At 43.0% G+C, this 20733-nt stretch carries 18 protein-coding genes and 1 tRNA gene; 11 read left to right on the top strand and 8 right to left on the bottom strand.

The genetic code is table 11. The annotated features are described in order from the left end of the window. Window positions 1-111: 111 nt before the first annotated feature. The 8 genes from AAGG74_RS11505 (at window position 112) to pgmB (ending at window position 10905) form a co-directional block, all read left to right on the top strand. Window positions 112-1878: a glycoside hydrolase family 13 protein gene (locus AAGG74_RS11505; RefSeq protein WP_429675517.1), complete on the top strand. Its 1767-nt coding sequence runs from the start codon at window positions 112-114 to the stop codon at window positions 1876-1878. Window positions 1879-1972: 94 nt separating this feature from the next. Beyond that, window positions 1973-3226: an extracellular solute-binding protein gene (locus AAGG74_RS11500; RefSeq protein ID WP_429675515.1), complete on the top strand. Its 1254-nt coding sequence runs from the start codon at window positions 1973-1975 to the stop codon at window positions 3224-3226. A gap of 39 nt (window positions 3227-3265) precedes the next feature. Further along, window positions 3266-4573, top strand: a complete 1308-nt coding sequence (mdxF, locus tag AAGG74_RS11495) for a maltodextrin ABC transporter permease MdxF (protein WP_429675513.1) — start codon at window positions 3266-3268, stop codon at window positions 4571-4573. Then, on the top strand, window positions 4574-5410 hold the full coding sequence (mdxG, locus tag AAGG74_RS11490; RefSeq protein WP_429675511.1) for a maltodextrin ABC transporter permease MdxG: 837 nt from the start codon (window positions 4574-4576) through the stop codon (window positions 5408-5410). A gap of 4 nt (window positions 5411-5414) precedes the next feature. Continuing rightward, window positions 5415-6302: a DUF1189 domain-containing protein gene (locus AAGG74_RS11485; protein WP_429675509.1), complete on the top strand. Its 888-nt coding sequence runs from the start codon at window positions 5415-5417 to the stop codon at window positions 6300-6302. Further along, window positions 6280-8553: a glycoside hydrolase family 65 protein gene (locus AAGG74_RS11480; RefSeq protein WP_429675507.1), complete on the top strand. Its 2274-nt coding sequence runs from the start codon at window positions 6280-6282 to the stop codon at window positions 8551-8553. The genes AAGG74_RS11485 and AAGG74_RS11480 overlap by 23 nt, the downstream gene beginning before the upstream one ends. After that, on the top strand, window positions 8546-10231 hold the full coding sequence (locus AAGG74_RS11475; protein WP_429675505.1) for a glycoside hydrolase family 13 protein: 1686 nt from the start codon (window positions 8546-8548) through the stop codon (window positions 10229-10231). The genes AAGG74_RS11480 and AAGG74_RS11475 overlap by 8 nt, the downstream gene beginning before the upstream one ends. Beyond that, the gene (pgmB, locus tag AAGG74_RS11470) at window positions 10228-10905 is read left to right on the top strand and encodes a beta-phosphoglucomutase (RefSeq protein ID WP_429675503.1); all 678 of its coding nucleotides are present in this window, start codon (window positions 10228-10230) and stop codon (window positions 10903-10905) included. The genes AAGG74_RS11475 and pgmB overlap by 4 nt, the downstream gene beginning before the upstream one ends. Before the next feature lie 40 nt (window positions 10906-10945). On the opposite strand, the gene clpP is transcribed toward pgmB, so the two are convergent. After that, window positions 10946-11542, bottom strand: coding sequence for an ATP-dependent Clp endopeptidase proteolytic subunit ClpP (gene clpP / locus AAGG74_RS11465; protein WP_162101838.1), 597 nt, complete (start codon window positions 11540-11542; stop codon window positions 10946-10948). A gap of 271 nt (window positions 11543-11813) precedes the next feature. On the opposite strand from clpP, the gene AAGG74_RS11460 reads away from it, so the two are divergent. Next, window positions 11814-11889, top strand: a tRNA-Arg gene (locus tag AAGG74_RS11460). Window positions 11890-12140: 251 nt separating this feature from the next. Here AAGG74_RS11460 and AAGG74_RS11455 read toward each other — a convergent pair. Further along, entirely contained in the window at window positions 12141-12800 is a 660-nt protein-coding gene (locus AAGG74_RS11455) for a hypothetical protein (RefSeq protein WP_429675501.1), read from the bottom strand. Window positions 12801-12997: 197 nt separating this feature from the next. Here AAGG74_RS11455 and AAGG74_RS11450 point away from each other — a divergent pair, with 197 nt between their 5' ends. Together AAGG74_RS11450 and AAGG74_RS11445 are read left to right on the top strand one after the other, a co-directional pair. Further along, window positions 12998-13378, top strand: a complete 381-nt coding sequence (locus AAGG74_RS11450) for a hypothetical protein (protein WP_429675500.1) — start codon at window positions 12998-13000, stop codon at window positions 13376-13378. 437 nt (window positions 13379-13815) lie between these two features. Continuing rightward, entirely contained in the window at window positions 13816-14328 is a 513-nt protein-coding gene (locus AAGG74_RS11445) for a DUF3231 family protein (RefSeq protein ID WP_162101834.1), read from the top strand. A gap of 35 nt (window positions 14329-14363) precedes the next feature. Here AAGG74_RS11445 and AAGG74_RS11440 read toward each other — a convergent pair whose 3' ends face one another. The 6 genes from AAGG74_RS11440 to AAGG74_RS11415 form a co-directional block, all read right to left on the bottom strand. Continuing rightward, on the bottom strand, window positions 14364-14684 hold the full coding sequence (locus tag AAGG74_RS11440) for a DMT family transporter (RefSeq protein ID WP_429675499.1): 321 nt from the start codon (window positions 14682-14684) through the stop codon (window positions 14364-14366). Continuing rightward, window positions 14684-15019: an SMR family transporter gene (locus AAGG74_RS11435; protein WP_162101832.1), complete on the bottom strand. Its 336-nt coding sequence runs from the start codon at window positions 15017-15019 to the stop codon at window positions 14684-14686. The genes AAGG74_RS11440 and AAGG74_RS11435 overlap by 1 nt, the downstream gene beginning before the upstream one ends. Window positions 15020-15100: 81 nt before the next feature. Beyond that, window positions 15101-15685, bottom strand: a complete 585-nt coding sequence (locus AAGG74_RS11430; RefSeq protein WP_429675498.1) for a TetR/AcrR family transcriptional regulator — start codon at window positions 15683-15685, stop codon at window positions 15101-15103. Between the two features lie 97 nt (window positions 15686-15782). After that, window positions 15783-17345: an aspartate/proton symporter AspP gene (aspP, locus tag AAGG74_RS11425; protein WP_429675496.1), complete on the bottom strand. Its 1563-nt coding sequence runs from the start codon at window positions 17343-17345 to the stop codon at window positions 15783-15785. 106 nt (window positions 17346-17451) lie between these two features. After that, entirely contained in the window at window positions 17452-19002 is a 1551-nt protein-coding gene (locus AAGG74_RS11420) for a glycoside hydrolase family 32 protein (protein ID WP_429675495.1), read from the bottom strand. Window positions 19003-19078: 76 nt separating this feature from the next. Continuing rightward, window positions 19079-20503 (bottom strand): glycoside hydrolase family 68 protein, encoded by a 1425-nt coding sequence (locus tag AAGG74_RS11415; protein ID WP_429675494.1) that lies wholly within the window; start codon window positions 20501-20503, stop codon window positions 19079-19081. Between the last annotated feature and the right edge of the window lie 230 nt (window positions 20504-20733).

Genomic DNA, 20733 nt, shown 5'->3' with positions numbered 1-20733 from the left:
CTTATTTTGTTATCGATAACAAGGTAAAAAGGATTGTTCCTGCTATTTCATCATGATACTTTCAAACTAAAAGCCGACCTTAATAAAACGGAGGTCCAAGGAGGAGACAGGGTGGAGTATGCAGCGATACATCATCAGCCGTTCAGTTCTGATGCTTATTCTTATGACGGGCAGAAAGTGCATATCAAGATTCGGACAAAAAAAGGTGATGCAGAGCAGATCTCATTAATCTGGGGTGATCCTTATGAATACAACGACGGCAGGTGGTCGGCAAACGAGCAGCTGATGAGGAAAATAGCTGAAACAGACATGCATGATCATTGGTTTGCTGAAGTGGTGCCCCCATTCAGGCGCTTGCAATATGCGTTTGTTGTCACTGACCATCATGAAGACATCTTTTTCGGGAGTTCTGGTGTATGCCCTTATAACAAAAAAACACTGGAGACAATTCATTATTATTTTAAGCTTCCATTTGTTCACGAGGCTGATACATTTCAAGCGCCTGAGTGGGTGAAATCAACCGTCTGGTATCAAATTTTCCCGGAGCGTTTTGCAAATGGCAGAGAAGACTTGTCACCGGAGAATGCATTGCCGTGGGGGAGCAAGGACCCGGACGTGAATGATTTTTTTGGAGGGGATTTGCAAGGGATTGTTGATAAGCTTGATTATATAGAAGATTTAGGGGTGAACGGAATTTATTTGACGCCGATCTTTTCCGCGCCTTCTAATCATAAATACGACACGCTGGATTACTATTCCATTGATCCTCATTTTGGAGATCCCGATCTTTTCCGCACATTAGTCAGCCAGCTTCATGAGAGGGGAATGAGGATTATGCTTGATGCTGTTTTTAATCATATTGGCAGCGCTTCTCCGCAGTGGCAGGATGTCGTAAAATACGGTGCACAATCCCGTTATAAAGATTGGTTCTATATTCACTCCTTTCCTGTCAAAGAAGACAATTATGACAGGTTTGCCTTTACACCTAATATGCCGAAGCTGAATACGGCAAATCCCGAGGTGCAGAGATATTTGCTTGATATTGCTTTGTACTGGATTCGGGAATTTGACATTGACGGCTGGCGTTTGGATGTGGCCAATGAAGTGGATCATACTTTTTGGAAGTTATTCAGGCAAGCCGTCACAGCAGAAAAGCCTGACGTCTATATTTTAGGTGAGATCTGGCATTCTGCCGAACCGTGGCTTAGAGGTGATGAATTTCACGCGGTGATGAACTATCCTTTTACTGAGCCAATGATGGAATACTTTGCTGACCGGACGATTCCGGCCTCTCGTATGGCCCGCCGTATGAATGCGCATTTGATGAATGGGATGAAGCAGGCTAATGAGGTGATGTTTAATTTACTGGACAGCCATGATACAAAACGGCTTTTAACCAGATGCGAACATGATGAGAAAAAAGCACGCGCTTTGCTGGCCTTTATGTTTGCCCAGACAGGTTCACCATGCATCTATTACGGAACGGAAATCGGCCTGGACGGCGAAAATGATCCTTTATGCCGAAAATGTATGGTCTGGGAAAAAGAAAAGCAGAATCAAGACTTGCTGCGATTTATGAAACGGATCATTGCTTTACGCAAACAGGAACACACTTTATTGACTGAGGGAAGTCTTGAGTGGAATCTGCTGGATGACCAAAATGACTTTATTAGCTTTTCGCGGACTCTTGATGAAAAAACATTGATTTACTTCTTTAATCAAGGAGGCGAGACTCGACATGTCAGTTTGCGAGATTTGAATATTGAAAGGAATAAGAGAATCTGCGATGTATGGACAGAGCAGCCCCTTCAACTTAGCGATGTGATTGCTGTTCAGCCGGGAGAATTTTTTATTTTGGGTGCCTCCGCTCCTGTTTAAATTCTGTTATCGGTAACAACTCAAAAGAAGTTGTAATCGCTTTCTCTGAAATCATACCATTGTAATAGATTCATAAATAGAAGGGGGAAAAGAGATGATCCTTTTTAAAAGGGGGTTCGCCTTATTGGCCGCATCAGTTCTGGCAATTAGCCTTGCCGCTTGTTCTCATTCAAAAGATCCGGCAAGCTCTGACGGCAAGAAAGTATTGACTGTGTCTGTCGAAGAAAACTATAAAAAATACATTGAAAGCATTAGACCAACATTCGAAAAAGAGCATAAGGTCACGATAAAAATTGTTGAAAAACAAATGTTCGAACATTTGGAAGCGCTTCCTCTCGATGGCCCAGCCGGTAACGCACCTGATGTTATGCTTGCAGCCTATGACCGAATCGGCAGTTTGGGACAGCAAGGACATTTGCTTAACATTAAGCCATCTCACACAAAAAGCTTTGGAGATAAAGAGATGCAGCAGGTAACCATTGACGGCAAGGTGTACGGAATGCCGCTAGTCATTGAGACACTTGTTTTGTATTACAACAAAGCTCTCTTACAAACAGCGCCAAAAACATTTAAAGATCTTGAAAAAGTAACGGAGGATCCCCGATTTGCGTTTGCTTCGGAAAAAGGAAAATCAACCGGATTTTTAGCGAAATGGACTGACTTTTATATGTCGTACGGTTTATTGGCAGGTTACGGCGGCTATGTATTTGGCAAAAACGGCACAGACGCCGATGATATCGGCCTGAACAATAAAGAGGCTGTTGAAGCGGTGAAATATGCGGAGAAATGGTTTAACACATATTGGCCAAAAGGCATGCAAGACAATTCAAGCGCAGACGACTTTATTCAGCAGATGTTTTTAGATGGAAAAGCGGCTGCGATCATTGGCGGTCCGTGGTCAGCTGCCAACTATAATGAGGCGAAATTGGACTACGGAGCGGCCCCTATTCCGACATTGCCAAACGGTGAAGAATATGCCCCTTTTGCCGGAGGGAAGGGCTGGGTTGCATCCACATATACCAAAGAACCTGAACTTGCTGAAAAATGGCTTGAGTATGCTGCGGATGATGCCAATGCTTACACTTTTTATGAAAATACAAACGAAGTTCCAGCTAACACAGCAGCAAGGAAGAAAGCGGATGAGCAACAACATGAGCTGACATCAGCTGTGATAAAACAATATGAAACAGCGACACCGACTCCGAATATTCCGGAAATGGCTGAAGTATGGACAGGAGCGGAAAGCTTGATTTTTGATGCAGCTTCAGGAAAGAAATCGGCACAAACATCAGCGGATGATGCTGTAAACGTCATAAAAGAAAATATCAAAGAAAAGTATGTGAAATAAAACGGCGGGACAGCGTCCTGAAGAATAGAGGGCGAAAAAATGAAGACACACCACACACTTGCAAAGCAAAAACGAAAGGCCGGGCTTTTATCGATCATACCCGGGCTTGGACAGATCATAAATCAGCAGGTTTCAAAGGGGCTCTTGTTTCTTGCCGTCACCAGCTTGTTTGCTGTTGAATTAAGCGTTTTCGGCATTCCGGCGCTCACCGGATTGATGACATTGGGAAGTGTCCCCGGTGAAGACCATTCACTGTTTATGCTGATTGAAGGCACGCTGCAATTGATCGTAACGGTAATTTTCCTTATGTTCTACATCTTTAACATTCATGATGCACGTAAGATCGCTGCTATGAAAGCGGCGGGTATGGAGGTCAATGCAACGGCCAAGGATATGATCCGTCATGCGGGTGATAAAGGGTTTCCCTATTTATTTACACTGCCGGCATATATCATGATGGTGTTTGTGATTATTTTTCCGGTTTTAGTGACTCTGTTTGTTGCATGTACAAACTATGATTTTTATCATATTCCGCCTAATAGTCTGATTGACTGGGTCGGTTTTAAAAACTTCTTAAATATATTTTTCCTCGGCTCCTATCGTGAGACGTTTGTGAATGTACTGGGCTGGACAGTCATCTGGACCATCTGTGCAACAACGCTGCAAATCATATTGGGGATCGTGACGGCGCTTTTCGTCAATCAGGATTTTATAAGGGGAAAGCGGATATTTCGAATGATTTTCTTATTTCCATGGGCTGTTCCGGCCTTTATTACAATTATGAGTTTTTCCAACATGTTTAACGACAGCATAGGGGCGGTGAATGCACAGGTGATTCCATTATTGAATCATCTGCCGTTTGTTGAGCTGCCGGCGATCTCGTGGAAAACTGATCCATTCTGGACAAAAACAGCCCTCATTATGATTCAGACCTGGCTCGGCTTTCCCTATATTTATGTCATGGTAACCGGAGTGCTTCAGGCGATTCCAAGTGAATTGTATGAAGCGGCAAAGATTGACGGGGCCACTTTTATTCAGCGTTTTCGACGTATTACATTCCCGATGATTTTATTTGCGACAGCACCAGTGATGATTACCCAGTATACATTTAATTTCAATAATTTCTCGATTATTTACTTATTTAATGAGGGAGGGCCGGGCAGTGCGGGAGCTGGGGCCGGGTCGACCGATATCTTAATTTCTTGGATTTATAAACTGACAACAGGCACATCACCGCAATATTCTGTGGCCGCGGCTATTACACTGTTAATTTCCTTCATTGTCATTGGAATTTCCCTGATTGCTTTCAAAAAATCAAATGCTTTTGGCAATGAGGAGGTGATGTAGGTGAACGCGAGAACGGCCAAAATGCTTAATCGAATCTGCACCTATTTATTTTTGACGCTCTTAAGCATTGCCATTATCTATCCGTTGCTGATTACGGCCTCATCCGCTTTTCGTGTGGGGAATGCAGCGGCATTTCAGCTCGATTTTTCGGGATCTTGGACTTTGGATCATTTTAAGCGGCTATTTGATGAAACACTTTATCTTCATTGGTACAGCAATACACTTGTCATCGCACTATCGGTCATGGTCTTGCAGGTGACGATCGTGACGCTTGCCGGTTATACGTACAGCCGTTATCGGTTTGCGGGCCGAAAAAAGAGCCTAGTCTTCTTTCTCATCATTCAAATGGTGCCGACGATGGCAGCGCTGACTGCTTTTTATGTTCTGGCAATGCTGATAGGCGCACTCGATCAATACTGGTTTTTGACTGCGATCTATATTGGCGGCGGAATCCCGATGAACACGTGGCTGATGAAAGGTTATTTTGACACTGTGCCGAGAGAAATTGATGAAGCCGCGCGCATTGATGGAGCGGGCCATCTGAGGATTTTCGCTTCAATTGTTTTGCCGCTTGTTAAGCCAATGCTTGCGGTACAAGCGCTTTGGGCGTTTATGGCGCCGTTCGGCGACTATTTGCTGGCAAAGTTTTTGCTTCGCTCACCGGAAAGGCTGACCATCGCTGTAGGATTGCAGTCTTTCATTTCAAATCCCCAGCAACAAAAGGTCGCCCTGTTTGCAGCCGGTGCTATACTTGCCGCTCTGCCAATATGCGTTTTGTTCTTTTTTCTCCAAAAGAACTTTGTGTCCGGGCTGACAGCCGGCGGAACAAAGGGGTAATGACATGAAAAATGATCTGCAAAATGAAAGCTTTATTATCTGCTTCTTGAAAGCGATTTTCTGCCCGTCAGGTGTTTGCCGTTACAGGAATACATTCAGCTGGCTGAAGCTTTTCTTTCTGTTTATGTTTATAACAGCCTGTTTGATGGCGCCGTTAACGGTCTCGTTTATGAAAATGGATCACTACAGGGTTACATCCTTTATGCCATCAGCGATTCAACAGGTTAATAATCAATTTGCTGATCAATTACAAGGTTTTCACATCAGAAATGGAAAACTGACAGGCGGGAAGAACTCTGAGCGGGTTGAAGAGGGGCGGAATTTGCTGGCGATTGATAAAAGGCATAAATATCAGACAAGCGGGGAAAATGGCCGCTTGAAAGTAAATGGGTATGATAATGCCGTCGTATTTCAATCTGATCAACTAGTGATCACCGATCAAAACGGAGCGGGATTTTCTGTTGGTTATGCAAAAATGGACACTGAGCTTAAGGAACCGAACGTTCATGATATAGAGGTGTTGATCAATACATTGTGGCTGGCACAGTATAAGCCGATGATCATGGTGCTGGCATATGCAGTGATGTTTATGATTCAGATTTTTGTAACGGCTGTTCTTGCGGGAGGCATCTGGATCACAAAAAAATCAAACATGATCTCTATTGCGTCGATCAAGGAAGCGGCATCTATGGCGGTTTGCGCATCAGCACTGCCGGCATTTACGGCAGCTGCTGTCGGTATGGTTCATTTTGACCTGATTACTGTATTGATGATTCATTCGTGCGGCGTCACTTTGATGATCTCTTTTGTATTTAAATATTTGACCAAAATCCGCCATTATAATGGAAACTTACATTCGGGAGGAAATCATGATAAATCAGCGATTATTTGAGATTGATGAATGGAAAATCAAAACACATACATTTCAAAAGGAGCATACAAGACTGCAGGAAAGCCTGACTTCTCTTGCTAACGGTTATATGGGAGTGAGAGGGAATTTTGAAGAGGGCTATTCAGGTGACAGCCATCAAGGCACATATATTGCAGGCGTGTGGTTTCCTGACAAAACACGAGTAGGCTGGTGGAAAAACGGGTATCCGGAATACTTCGGAAAAGTGATTAATGCGATGAACTTTATTGGCATTGGCTTATATGTTGACGGTGAAAAAGTCGATCTTTATCAAAATCAAATCGAATCATTTAAGTTGGAGCTCAATATGAAAGAGGGAATTCTGCGGCGAAGCGCTGTTGTCCGTATTCAGGATAAGGTCGTCAAAATCAAGTCAGAGCGATTTCTTAGCCTTGCCGTAAAAGAGCTTTGCGCCATTCATTATGAAGCGGAATGCCTGACAGAAGATGCTGTTATTACGCTTGTGCCTTATCTGGACGGACATGTCGCAAATGAAGATTCTAATTACGAGGAACAGTTTTGGCAGGAAGAAGCAAGGGGGGCTGATACTCACCACGGCCATTTGGTCACAAAAACGATCGAAAATCCGTTTGGAACACCGCGCTTTACAGTTTCAGCCGCAATGGCTAACGTGACAGAAGATTTTATTAATGAAAGCTCTCAAACAGCCGCGATGTATGTCGAGAATCGCTACAGCTACCAAACAAAGGCTTCATTGAAAAAGTTTATTATCGTCACGACTTCTCGTGATGTTCGGGAAACAGAGCTTTTATCGACAGCCAAGAAGCTTTTGGCGGGTGTTCTTGAGAACGGCTATGAGGAAGCAAAACGGAGGCACACCGAGCAATGGAAGGAAAGGTGGTCAAAAGCGGATATAGAAATTACAGGAGATGAGGAACTTCAGCAAGGAATCCGCTACAATATCTTTCAGTTATTTTCGACGTATTACGGAGCCGATGCCCGTTTGAATATCGGGCCGAAAGGATTTACTGGCGAAAAATACGGAGGGGCCGCCTATTGGGATACGGAGGCGTACGCTGTTCCGATGTATGTGGCGACAGCCGAGCCGGCGGTGACGAAAAACCTGCTTTTGTACCGCTATCACCATTTGGAGGCTGCTAAACGGAATGCTGCCAAACTGGGGATGAAAGGGGCGCTTTACCCGATGGTGACATTCACAGGGGATGAATGCCACAACGAATGGGAAATCACCTTCGAAGAAATTCACCGCAATGGCGCCATTTGCTATGCGATCTGGCATTACGTCCAATATACAGGCGATCATGATTATATGAAAGAATACGGGATAGATGTACTTGTGGAAGTCAGCAGGTTTTGGGCGGACCGCGTTCATTTCTCGAAACGGATAAATAAATATATGATTCACGGCGTCACAGGGCCGAATGAATACGAAAACAATGTCAACAACAATTGGTATACAAATGTCATGGCAGCTTGGACATTGGAGTATACATTAGAAAATCTCGAAAGGATTTCAGCGGAAAAACGCCGCCTGCTTGATGTGCGGGAAGAAGAACTGGAAGCCTGGAGAGACATCATTCAGCATATGTATTACCCGTATAGTGAAGAGCTGGAAATTTTTATTCAGCATGATACATTCTTGGACAAAGATCTGCAATCTGCGGACGAGTTAGATCCAGCTGAGAGGCCGCTTTATCAAAATTGGTCATGGGACAAAATTCTCCGCTCTAATTTTATTAAGCAGGCAGATGTGCTTCAAGGCATTTATCTGTTTCATGACCGTTTTACAATGGAAGAAAAGCGGCGAAACTTTGAGTTTTATGAACCGATGACTGTTCATGAATCAAGTCTGTCGCCTTCTGTCCATGCGGTACTCGCAGCCGAGCTCAAGATGGAAAAGAAAGCGCTCGAATTATGTAAGCGTACAGCTAGGCTTGATCTTGACAATTACAATCATGACACGGAAGAAGGTTTGCACATCACATCAATGACGGGAAGCTGGCTTGCGATCGTTCAGGGCTTTGCAGGCATGCGGATCACGAATGAGACGCTGTCATTCGCTCCGTTTATGCCGAAAGAATGGGATGGATATTCGTTCAACATCAATTATCGAAACCGATTAATCAGTGTTGCGGTTGACAGAATGAGCGCCGTCTTTGAGCTTGTAAAAGGTGAGCCGCTTCGCATGAAAGTGTATGAGGAACCGGTTGTCTTAAATGGACAATGTGAAAGGAGAACGCCTGATGAGTGAATGGTGGAAAGAAGCTGTCGTTTATCAAATATACCCGCGCAGTTTTTACGATGCCAATGGAGATGGATTCGGGGATTTGCAAGGTGTGATTCAAAAGCTGGATTACATCAAACATCTCGGGGCAGATGTGATTTGGCTCTCGCCGGTGTTTGATTCCCCGCAGGATGACAACGGTTATGACATCAGCGACTACAGAAATATGTACGAAAAATTTGGGACAAATGAAGATATGTTTCAGTTAATCGATGAAGTGCATCAGCGCGGAATGAAAATCGTCATGGATTTGGTTGTGAACCACACGTCAGATGAGCATGCTTGGTTTGCAGAAAGCCGCAAGTCAAAGGACAATCCTTACCGGAATTATTATTTTTGGAAAGATCCGAAATCGGATGGCTCAGAGCCGAATAATTGGGGATCGATTTTTTCGGGTTCGGCGTGGACGTTTGATGAAGGGACAGGACAGTATTATTTGCACTATTTTTCGAAAAAACAGCCTGATTTAAATTGGGAAAATGAAGCCGTGCGCCGAGAAGTTTATGATGTGATGAGATTTTGGATGGATCAAGGCGTTGACGGCTGGCGGATGGATGTGATCGGCTCCATTTCCAAGCACACCGATTTTCCGGACTATGAAACAGATAACAGCAAAAACTATATCGTCGGCCGTTATCATTCCAATGGCCCTCGCCTTCATGAATTTATTCGGGAGATGAACAGAGAAGTGCTTTCTCATTACGATTGCATGACGGTCGGAGAGGCAAACGGCTCTGATATTGAAGAGGCGAAAAAGTACACAGATGCAAGCCGGCAAGAGCTGAATATGATCTTTACATTTGAACATATGGATATTGATACAGAACAAAACTCGCCAAACGGGAAATGGCAGATTAAGCCGTTTGATTTGATTGCTTTAAAAAAGACGATGACAAGGTGGCAGACCGGGTTAATGAACACCGGCTGGAATACCCTGTATTTCGAAAACCATGACCAGCCGAGGGTTATTTCCCGCTGGGGCAATGATGGAAAGCTGAGAAAACTGTGTGCAAAGGCATTTGCAACGGTTCTCCACGGTATGAAGGGAACACCGTTTATTTACCAGGGAGAAGAAATCGGCATGGTTAACAGTGATATGCCGCTGGAGATGTATGACGATCTTGAAATCAAAAATGCGTATCGTGAGCTGGTTATTGAAAACAAAACGATGTCAGATGAAGAATTTCTAAAAGCCGCGGCAAAAAAAGGACGGGATCATGCGAGAACACCGATGCAATGGGATGACGGAGAACATGCGGGATTCACAGCCGGAAACCCTTGGATAGCGGTAAATTCCCGTTATCACGATATCAATGTGAAAGAGTCCTTGGCAGACCAAGATTCAATTTTTTATTACTACCGGAAGCTCATTCAATTACGAAAGCAATACAAGATTATAATATATGGAGATTTTCAGCTGCTTCACGAGAACGATCCGCAAATCTTTTCTTACCTTCGTGAATATCAAGGGCAAAAGCTGCTCGTCATTGTGAACTTGTCGGCAGTTAAAGCTCTGTTCGAGATGCCTCAAGAATTGCTTCATAAGCAATGGAAAGTGTTAATTTCAAACTATCCGCAGGGGCGGGCCGACTTGAAGAGCATTTGCCTCGAGCCTTATGAAGCTATGATGGGCATCAGCACATGAAAGCGGTCATTTTTGATTTAGACGGAGTGATAACAGATACTGCGGAATACCACTTTCTCGCTTGGAAGCATATCGCAGAACAAATCGATATTCCCTTTGACAGAAGTGTGAATGAAAGCCTAAAAGGAATCAGCAGAGAAGAGTCACTTGAACGCCTGCTTATCTTTGGCGGTGCGGAAACAAGGTATACAAATGCAGAGAAAAAAGAACTTTTATATCAAAAAAATCACTATTATCAAACATTGATCAGCAAATTAACGCCGGAAGATCTTTTGCCGGGAATCGGCGGGCTTCTTTGTGAATTGAAAAGTCAGCATATAAAAATCGGGTTAGCATCTTCCAGCCGCAATGCTTCCGCGATTTTAAAACGTTTGGAGATCATTGATGTTTTTCATGCTATTGTTGACCCGGCTGCTCTCACAAACGGGAAACCTGATCCTGAAATCTTTTTAACAGCTGCATTGCTTCTCGGTGTTTCCCCGGCTGATTGCGCGGCAATAGAAGACGCTGAAGCAGGCATTTGCGCAATCAAATCTGCGGGGATGTTTGCGGTTGGAGTCGGTCATGAACAGTCAATGTGTGGTGCTGACCTCATTGTGCGGCAAACGTGTGATTTGACGTTTGGGCTGTTGAAGGAGGAATGGGAACAGTACAGAATAAAAGGTTTATCATGAAAAAAACCTGCAAGAGACATAGCCCTTGCAGGTTACAGTATTATTTTTGCTCTTCTGTGTTACGAGTCATGACTTTGTCAATCAGACCGTATTCAAGCGCTTCTTCAGCAGACTTGAAGTTATCGCGGTCTGTGTCGCGTTCGATCACTTCAAGCGGCTGGCCAGTACGTTCAGCAAGAACTTTGTTTAATTTGTCGCGAAGCAAGAGAATGCGTTTCGCAGCAATTTCAATTTCTGTCGCCTGACCTTGCGCACCGCCAAGAGGCTGGTGAATCATAACTTCACTGTTTGGAAGCGCATAGCGTTTGCCTTTTTCGCCGGCAGCAAGCAGGAACGCGCCCATTGATGCAGCCATACCGATACAAATGGTAGATACCTTCGGCTTAATAAACTGCATAGTATCATAGATCGCCATACCAGCTGTGATAGAGCCGCCCGGGCTGTTGATGTAAATAGAAATATCTTTTTCAGGATCTTCCGCTTCTAAGAATAAAAGCTGTGACACGATGGAGTTCGCAACGTTGTCATCAATCGCAGATCCAAGCATGATGATACGGTCTTTCAATAGACGGGAGTAAATGTCATACGCTCTTTCCCCGCGGTTCGTTTGTTCAATGACTGTAGGTATTAAATTCATAATGCTCCTCCTTCACCTTTTAGGTAAGTATGTAGTTACATGATACATTTTTGGTCAATAAAGGTCAAACAAAAAGCTGGCTGGATATGCAAAGTCGTCTCTTTTTCCCATTTTCCCCAAAAATACAGAGGTTCAAACCATCATATGCCAGATTGCCAAATCAGATGATGTATCTGTTTTTAAAAAGGTCGCTCTTGAAATAGAGGGTTGTTATTTGAATGGAATTATCGTATAATGATTTGTGCTGACGTTCTTATAACACAGTGAATATGCGCTCGTAGCTCAGTTGGATAGAGCGGTGGTTTCCGGTACCACGTCTGTCGGGGGTTCGAATCCCTCCGAGCGCGTCATGAGCATTAGATAGGTTTAGATTAATAAAGCCTAAAGAAGTTGAAAACCCTTGCCGAGCAAGGGTTTTTCTTTGTTTTGATGGATTTATTGGGAGCCCGAGAAAGCGATAAAAAAGTTACTATTTCATTGTTTTACACAAATTTTGCACACGGTTTTTTTTACACGCTTGTTTTTTTCAAGAGAGAGCATTTGTTGAAAAAACAAGCGTGTGTTTTGTGTATCTTCTTCGCGAAGCTCGAATCTTTGCTTATTTAATAGAAACATGATGTGTGTACCAGTTTCCCGTTGCTGTGAATCGTAATTCCATATGGCCGTGGCGGTTTCCACCATACTTTACAAACGTATAATCAGAATTGGCGATTGCATCTTTAGCAGTTTTGTCAATGTTTGCAATTTTTTTGGAAGTGATTTTACCATTCCAGCCAACAAAACCTGAAGCGGATGCACTTGGCGGACTTTCCCACTTTGTTATTTTCTTTCCATATTCGTATGAATAGTTGTCACTTACTCGAATATCATATAATTTTATCCCTGTAAACTTTACAGCGTAATAGCCACTTGCAGTTTTATTTTGGGTGGCCTGTGTTTTTATCTTTTCCATTCCCATATCTGTACTGACGCCCATTTCCACAGTGAAACCATTACCGAGATCAATTTCTTGATATGGATGATCCTTGCTGACATGCATACTGTTTAAAGCCTTATTCACTTCTTTAACAGTTGGGATTTTCTCGGATGAAAAGGTTCTCAAGTTTTTTTGTTTTGTTATCTCGTGAAAGGTCGCCTTATCAATAATCAGATCAGGATTCTTGTCCACTTTTTCGACAGCATTTGCACTTTGAAGACTAAACAGAGATGAAAAACTCAAAGCTAGGGCAAAAACCACACCCACAAGTAACTTTTTCATTTTATCCCTCCTTAATGTTTTCGTCCCCATCTTATCTCAATGTATAATATTGGTAAACGAGACGAAAGTAACAAATGGTGCTATTGATTAAAGTATTAGGCTTTGAAGGAGCGGGAATATTGAAAAGTAAATGAATGGTTTTACCCATTTAAACAACCTTATATCACGTGTATATTGGATTGTAGAGGAGGGATATCATGGTCAAGTTCATATTGGCATTTGTATATCTATTTGGCTTCGTTGTGTTGAGCAATTGGGCTTTCGACGGAATATTTTCCGAGAGCTATTTCTCGCCAATCGGTTTCCTTTGGTCTATTTTATTTACATTTTTCATAGGGGTTTATACCGGTTTGCCTTTAATCTACAAAAAGTTTACTCAATCAAGCCGTTTGACTTTGAAAAGTAAAAAGCCGATTTATTTCACTATCGGTACAGCCGTTATTCTCTTTGGGCTTTATTTTCTCAAAAATGAAATCGCTCCCTATTTTATGGTATGTGGCTATTTTTTAACTCTGGCATCAGGTATAGCCCTGACCATCTTATTACAGCCCAAAACCAACAACTGTAAAACAGTGTAACCAACAAGGACTAATGAAAGCCCGTCTCATAAGGCGGGCTTGAAATAATCTATCTTTTCTTTATCCCAAGAAAGCACGCCTTTTCGGATCAGGCTTTTTGTGGACTCACGTATTTCTTGTTTGCTTTTCCCAATCTTTCTTTTTAGTTCGGGAAGAGGCGGATTCTTTCATTTTCTTGCTAATCGGGGTTACATAAACATTTACACAAATTTCACACAAGTATTCTTAAAAAAACTTATATATCAACGTTTAGAGAGGTATATTATACGTCCTCCGTACGCGTCCGATACAACAACAGAAAAGACAAGGGTTTGGCATTATGCCGCTCTTGTCTTTTTTTGTTTTATTTCAAAAATCTTTCTCAACGGAACATACTTGTTCCTCCTCTTGGGCACGTTATGGTATGTGTGACATTGAATTTTGCAAGGAGGATGAACATGGGTATTTTAAGCGGAAATCCGCAAGATGAACCGATGCATTACGGTGAGGTATTCAGCTTATGGAGTTATGTGCTGGCGGGCAATAAAATGATCGGCAATTACCAGATGCTATTGAATCATGTCGGTGATGATGATCTAAAGAAGCTGCTTCGTGAATCGATTGAGAAGGGTCAGGATGAAATAAAACAGGTCAGCACAATCTTGAAGGAAAATGGGGTGGCGCTCCCGCCGGCTTCTCCTGAACCGCCGTCAGCAGATCTGAACGATATCCCGCCGGGTGCGCGGTTTCTTGATCCGGATGTGGCGGCCTCTGCGGCAGCAGAAAATGCTGCAGGCCTTGTGACATGCAGCAAAATAATGGGGCAGTCGATTCGTGAGGACATCGCCATGATATTTGGGCAATTTCATATATCGAAAGCGGCAACCGGCGCGAAATACTTAAAACTGCTAAAAAACAAAGGCTGGCTGATCCCGCCGCCGCTTCATCTTCAAAAACATCAAGACGCTTAATGGCAAGGGCATATACAGCTGTATGTGCCCTTATCTTATGAGGCAGCCGTCAGACGCAGACCGATAACGCCCGCTAGGATAAGGCCAAGGGAAATCACCTGCGGCAGCTGAAATCGCTCCTTAAACCAGATAAATCCGACTGCCGAAACGCCAGTGCTGCCAATGCCGGTCCAGACGGCATAAGCGACTCCTGCAGGAAGGACCAGCATCGCTTGGGAGAGGCAGTAAAAGGATAAGCCAAATCCAGCAGTCATCACGATAATCGGCCATTTTTTTCTTGTTCCGTCTATATATTTCATGGCGATTGCCGCGATAATTTCTTCTATGCCGGCAACCACTAATAAAAACCATGCCATTATTTTTCACCTTCCGGATTCGATTTAGTTTCTTTCGTGAATCGCTTCATTCCTAAAATACCGGCCAGCAATAAAGCTAAAAAGAACATTTGCGCTGCTGAGAAGGCTTCGCCTAACATAATTCCAGTAAGATATGTTCCGATGGTTCCAATTCCGACAAACACAGTGTATGCAGCAGCCATCGGGATTTTTTGATAAGAGCGGATCAACAAGATAAAGCTGATTGCGATTAAAATAAAAATGATCACCCAATCCAAAAGCGAATCGGCATGTTTAAGGGAAGAGGCCCAAACCACTTCTAAAAGCCCTGCAATGAAAACGAGCACCCAATTCAAATCAAACACCTCACTAATTTATGAATGAACGTCAGTCATTTTTGAGCCGTTAAAAAATGAGTGGTGTTACCCAGCCATTTTTTAAGCTGTATCTAAACTCCGTTTTAAGAAAGTAAAGATTTCTTTTTTATACACTTCGATATTTTCATCTTGTTCAAATCCAATATAGAATCGCTCTGCGGTATTTTCGACCAAGTTGATAATCGTTCTGGCCGTCCATTTTGCATTGATTCCTTCCGTTACCTCATGGTTTGCAATCGCTTTATTAATGATTTTTTCCAGCCAAGAATAATAAGGCTGGTAAATCGTCTCCCATTTTTCCATGGAGTGGTCAATCGCGAGTCCAGAGTAACAGAGGATGATAATATCCTTATGGCGTTCAGTAATGAGAAATGTCTCATCAATCAATATATCTAAAACAGCCCAAAAATCCTCATCCCCTTGAAGTCTTCCTTTGATTTGATCCAGTGTATGGGTGAGAAGATTTTCTGCTATTGCCGGAATGAGGGCGTTTTTAGATGAGAAATACAAATAGAACGTTCCTTGGGCAGTGCCGGCCTTTTTGACAATATCAGAAATAGAGGCCTTGTCGAGACCTTTTTCAGAAATCACTTCTATGGCAGCCTGCAGTATTTTCTCATATTTGCCTGATGTTTGTTTTGGCATGAGAGGAACACCTCCTGTAATGACTGACTATCATTCATTTTATCGCCGGTATGTCTATTTTGTAAAGAATAAAGAAGCAAGAAAATCTCTTGCTTCTTTATTTATCATAATCAATAGCGGCTTTCGGAAGCCCGGTATACTTTGCCCAGTAGAAAATCGCAAGTGACCCGATAGCGACTAAAATGAGATCGACGGGATTGCTGATGATGCCTACGCCATTTCCGAATGAACTGATATAGGAAAAGATCAGCATCATGATATAAAACCCGACAAGCCACCATGATGATTTTAACTGTTGGGCAAGGCTGACATCCTCTTGAGGCGCATATTTTCTGAAACAGAGATAGATCAAAAACATCACGAGCTGTGAACCGAGCAGCCAGGAAACAGTTTTCCAGCCTGACCAGTACACAATAAACGCTGTGAAAATAAAGGAGAGCGGTCCGATGATGCTCATTCCTTTTAAATAAAACGGCCTGTTCAAGTCCTTCGCATTAACCCTAAGCGCTGCTGAACAAATCGGGGCAATCGCATAGGAAAGGATGAGCGCGACAGAACAGACATTGACGAGCGCGTTCCACGAAGGGAAGGGAAGCGTCCAAAATATCGACATGGCAAACGAAAGCCAGAGTGAAGCGCGGGGCGTTCCGGTTTCTTTATTGACCTTTGAAAATATGCCGAATAATGTGCCGTTCCGCGCCCAGGCGTAAACGAGGCGGGATGTCGTATTCATGAAAATATTCCCGTTTCCTCCGGGAGACAGAATGGCATCTAAAATGACAAGCGTTGCAAGCCATCCCAAACCGAGCATAATCGCAATATCTTTAAACGGCAATGAAAATTCCTGCCCGATAGCCGGCCAGCCATGTTTTAGCGTTTCTGTCGGAATGGCCCCAATAAAGGTAACCTGCAGAATTGTATAAATAATGGTTGAAACGATGATACAAATGATTAAAGCAATCGGGATGTTGCGTTTTGGATTTTGCACTTCACCTGCGACGGCGACAATCGGGTGCAGGCCAAGATAGGCAAACATGACGCCGCCTGTGGAAATCGCAGCTTGAATACCTGTAAAACCAAATGGTGCAAATCCTTGAACAGATAAATTCTCCGGATGAAAATGGAAGATGAGCACGATGATGATGGTAATCGGTACAATATATTTAAAAATCGATATGATGAAATTCGCTTTAGCGAAGGTTTTGACGCTCCAATAATTCAGCAGGAAAAACATGCATAGCAATGCAAACTGTAAGATCCATCCTGCTATGGTCGGCGAATCAGAACCTTTTATGGTCAGCCCGGGAAACCAATAGGCCACATATTGACGAACAGCTGTCACTTCAATTGAAATCAAGCTTGTGTAAGCGACAATCGTGACAAATGAAATTAAATAGCCGACAAGATGGCCATGGGAATACACAGGGTATCGAATGATGCCTCCGGTACGGGGGAGAGCGGCTCCAAGCTCCGCGTATACGAGTCCGATTAACAGAATAATGGCTCCGCCGATGATCCAGGAAAAAGCGCCCGATGGACCTGCTTTTGAAGCGACATTACTGACAGCGAACAGCCATGCTGATCCAAAAATGGCTCCCATCCCAATCAAAATCAGATCAAACAGCGACATTGATTTTTGAAAATTTCCTTGTTTAGACATTCGATTCCTCCTTAGAAACCAGTCCTACCTTCCTTACAATGCCCAATATGTAAAAGAGAATACCGCTCTAATAAAAAAGAGGTGCAGCCCGCGCTGCACCTCTTTTTTATTCATGAATCGAATCTAAATGCTTCACCGTTATATTTTTAAATGTGGCTGTGCCGCCTTCTGAAAAAAGAGACATTCCTTTATCATCAGGTTTTGGAAACACTTCATTTGAAAAAACAGCTTTCCCGTCGCCGATAAATACTTCTATCGTTGTTTTATCGACGAGGATTTTTAAATGCACCTGCTGTTTATCCACATCATAAGGAGCCTTGCTTTCGACATAGGTATTGCTTTTGTCAGGCTGATTTGTAGCTGATCTGTTGACATATGCATAGCCGCCTTCAGCAAAAATGCCGACATCGATGTGACTTTTTTTGTCTTCTGACTCTCTCAGTCTGACCCCTGCATTCTTTAGCTCTGACCAAGAAAGGTCCAAATCAAGCTGGTACGTATCACCTGTAATGGGAAGTGTTTTTGACCCGTTCACATCTTGATTCTCTGCTTTATCAGTTGAAACAGTCAGTTGATCCAAAGCTTCGGTCGGCTGTGAGATGAGGCTGTATATGCCGTCCTGCTCTTGCAGCCGTAATTCGCGTATGACAGAATCTGTCCCGTTAAAGCCATGTTTTAGTGTCGGTGTGTTGTTGGCATAATCCCAATTGTTCATCCAGGCAAGTGCATAACGCTTTTCTAATGGATCTGTGCTATTGCCGTCTTCAAATGTGACGCCTCCGTACCAGTCAAAGCCATAGTCAAGCCATTGGGCTTCAGTCTGATCCGCCGTAAATGTTTTTCCGTCGAAGTTTCCGGTCCAGTAGGCATACGTATTTGGTTTGCCCCACGGTTTGCCATTCGCACTGGCGCCGAGAACCCACTTATTCGTTCCGTCGCTTGCCCGCATCATGTAGAGGTCGGGACATTCCACCATGCCCGCCTGCTCTGGGAAGAATCCGCCTGTGTAACGCCAGTCCTTTAGATTATCGGATTCATAAAAGCCGATTTTTGTTCCTTCAGCCATGACCATTACCCATTTGTTGTCCTCTTCATTCCAAATGACTTTCGGGTCTCTGAAATCGTCTGTACCCGGATTAGGCATAACAGGATTATCACTGTAGGGCTTGAATGTTTTTCCTTTGTCTGTGCTGTACCACAAATATTGCTCTTGATTTTTTTCTTTGTCTGAAGGCTGTGTCACAATTGCAACAAGCGCGTTTTTCCCGAATCCGGCTGTGTTTTCTTTATCGATCACCACAGAACCGGTCCAAATGTCACCGGCTGGGTTTGTATATTTCGGGATCGCCACGCCTTCATCAGTCCAATGCACCAAATCCTCTGATACGGCATGGCGCCATTCTGTGCCATTCCCATTTGGGTAATCCCGGTTATACAGATAGAAATAATGATACTGTCCATCCAAATAAACCGGTTTTTGGGGATCGTTTTTCCATTTATCTGGAACTGTAAAATGATAGGCTGCTCGGTAGTCCGGCTTCTGTGCTGATTTTGTTTTTTTGACAGTTTCTTTGTTTGGAAATAGGTTGATAAACAGTAATATTCCTAAAAAGATTAGGAATATGGTTAGGCATTTGCCTGCTTTTATAAAGTCCATTGGGATTCACCTTTAAAATATTGATAAGAAATAAAAGAAAATGCCAATAGAATATCGGCATTTTCTTTCGCATTTTTTATTTGTTAACTGTTAATTGCCCTTGTTCAAGGATGCTGTCTTTTACAACAGATGTTTTATTGTTTTTGATGTTTAAGAGGAAGCTTGGTGCAAACGTTGCTTTTTTGTCTTCAAAGAAACCTCTATTTGTCATGTAGCTTGTAATGACAACGTTGTTTCCTTTAGCTTGAGGCACAGCGAAGTGTGAATAAGTAAAGGTTACATCGTTAGGATCAAGATCCATTTTTAACACGAGACCTGTTTTGTTCAGCGGCTTGTATGGGCCAGTTAAGGAATTAGATACATAACCAAGCATGTAAACGTCATTAGATGTAATGCCATCGATTGTCATTTTTGAGCCGCGAGAGTCAGTGAACAGATACCATTTGCCGTTCATTTTAAAGACATTCGCACGTTCAATTTCATCTGTGACCGTGTTAGATGTAATTAATGGTTTCATGACTTTTTTCAGTGTGTAATCATCATTTAGCTCAACCATACCGAGTGCGCCGTTTGCTAATTCAGCTGTGCGTTTTTTATCACTTTGCAAAAGTTTTTTACTCTCTTCACGGAAGAAAGATGTGCTCTTGCCGTAGTATGCTTTGTTAAATAAAGATTCTTCACCTTGGTAGCCGTTTTCAGTACCAGTGTTTGCTTCAAATACTAAGTATTTGCGGCCTTTATCTTCTACGTAGTGCGGATCTCTCAACGTATGGTTATCGCCGGAAGTGTAGTTACCTTCATCGATGAACTGCTGTACATTTTGATACTTTTTGCCGTCACCGCCGTCAAAGATTGATTTGAAGTCCTCTACACCCTTGATGTTCAGAGAGCTGTCAGATGTGTCTACGTTAACCTGTGCAGTTGTCAGTGTTTGTTTACCGTAATGTTTACCAGAAAAGTTCGTGTAGAACAAACGGATGTGACCGTCAGATGTGAATGTTGCTGAACCAGACCATTCTTGTGTTTGATCTTTCAGGATTGAATCATTTGTATCGAATTTGTCGCTGTCTTTGAAGACGCGGCCAGCGTTTTTCCAGCTGTCAATAGAAGTTTCGCCAGCTTTTTGATAGAACATGTAAATGGATGTATCATCCGCATCTTTAGGGCTTCCAGCTAATGCGAAAACAATGTGGTAGCCATGATAGTTTGCGACTGTGCCGTCAGCGTTTTGCAGTGGCCAGCTGTCCCAAACGTCCAAGCCTTTTGCAGAAGGGATATTTTTAATTGTGGATGAATCAAATTCAGGCACCTGATATTTTTCATTTTTTTGCTGTTCAGGGATTTGCAGCATATCATGGCGAGTAATATGGGAAACGCCGTAAGATTTCTTATACGGTTTTTGAGATGTTTCTTTCGCAAATGCTTGAGTCGCGCCTCCTGCCAACAGTGCAGTAGTAAAGGTTAATACTGTTGCTTGTTTTGCAAACTTTTTGAAGTTCATCGTTCATGTCTCCTTTTTTTATGTACTGTGTAAGTGATCCGCTTCTTCCAGCCCTCCTGTTAGAAGATGGCAAGTCCGTTACGCACAATAAAAAAGACCTAAAACATGTAAGGGGTCGTACAAAGAATACACTTTGCCCTTTACATATTTTAGGTCTTGCCTGCTTTATCAGTAACAAACCTGCGTGATTTACTTTTCGACATCATTCTATTAGACTCTTGTTTCGATTG

It is taken from the genome of Bacillus mexicanus (assembly GCF_050445615.1).
Classification (GTDB): Bacteria; Bacillota; Bacilli; order Bacillales; family Bacillaceae; genus Bacillus; species Bacillus mexicanus.
Note: the sequence above shows the minus strand (reverse complement) of the source record. Positions and strands in the feature narration are given on the sequence as shown.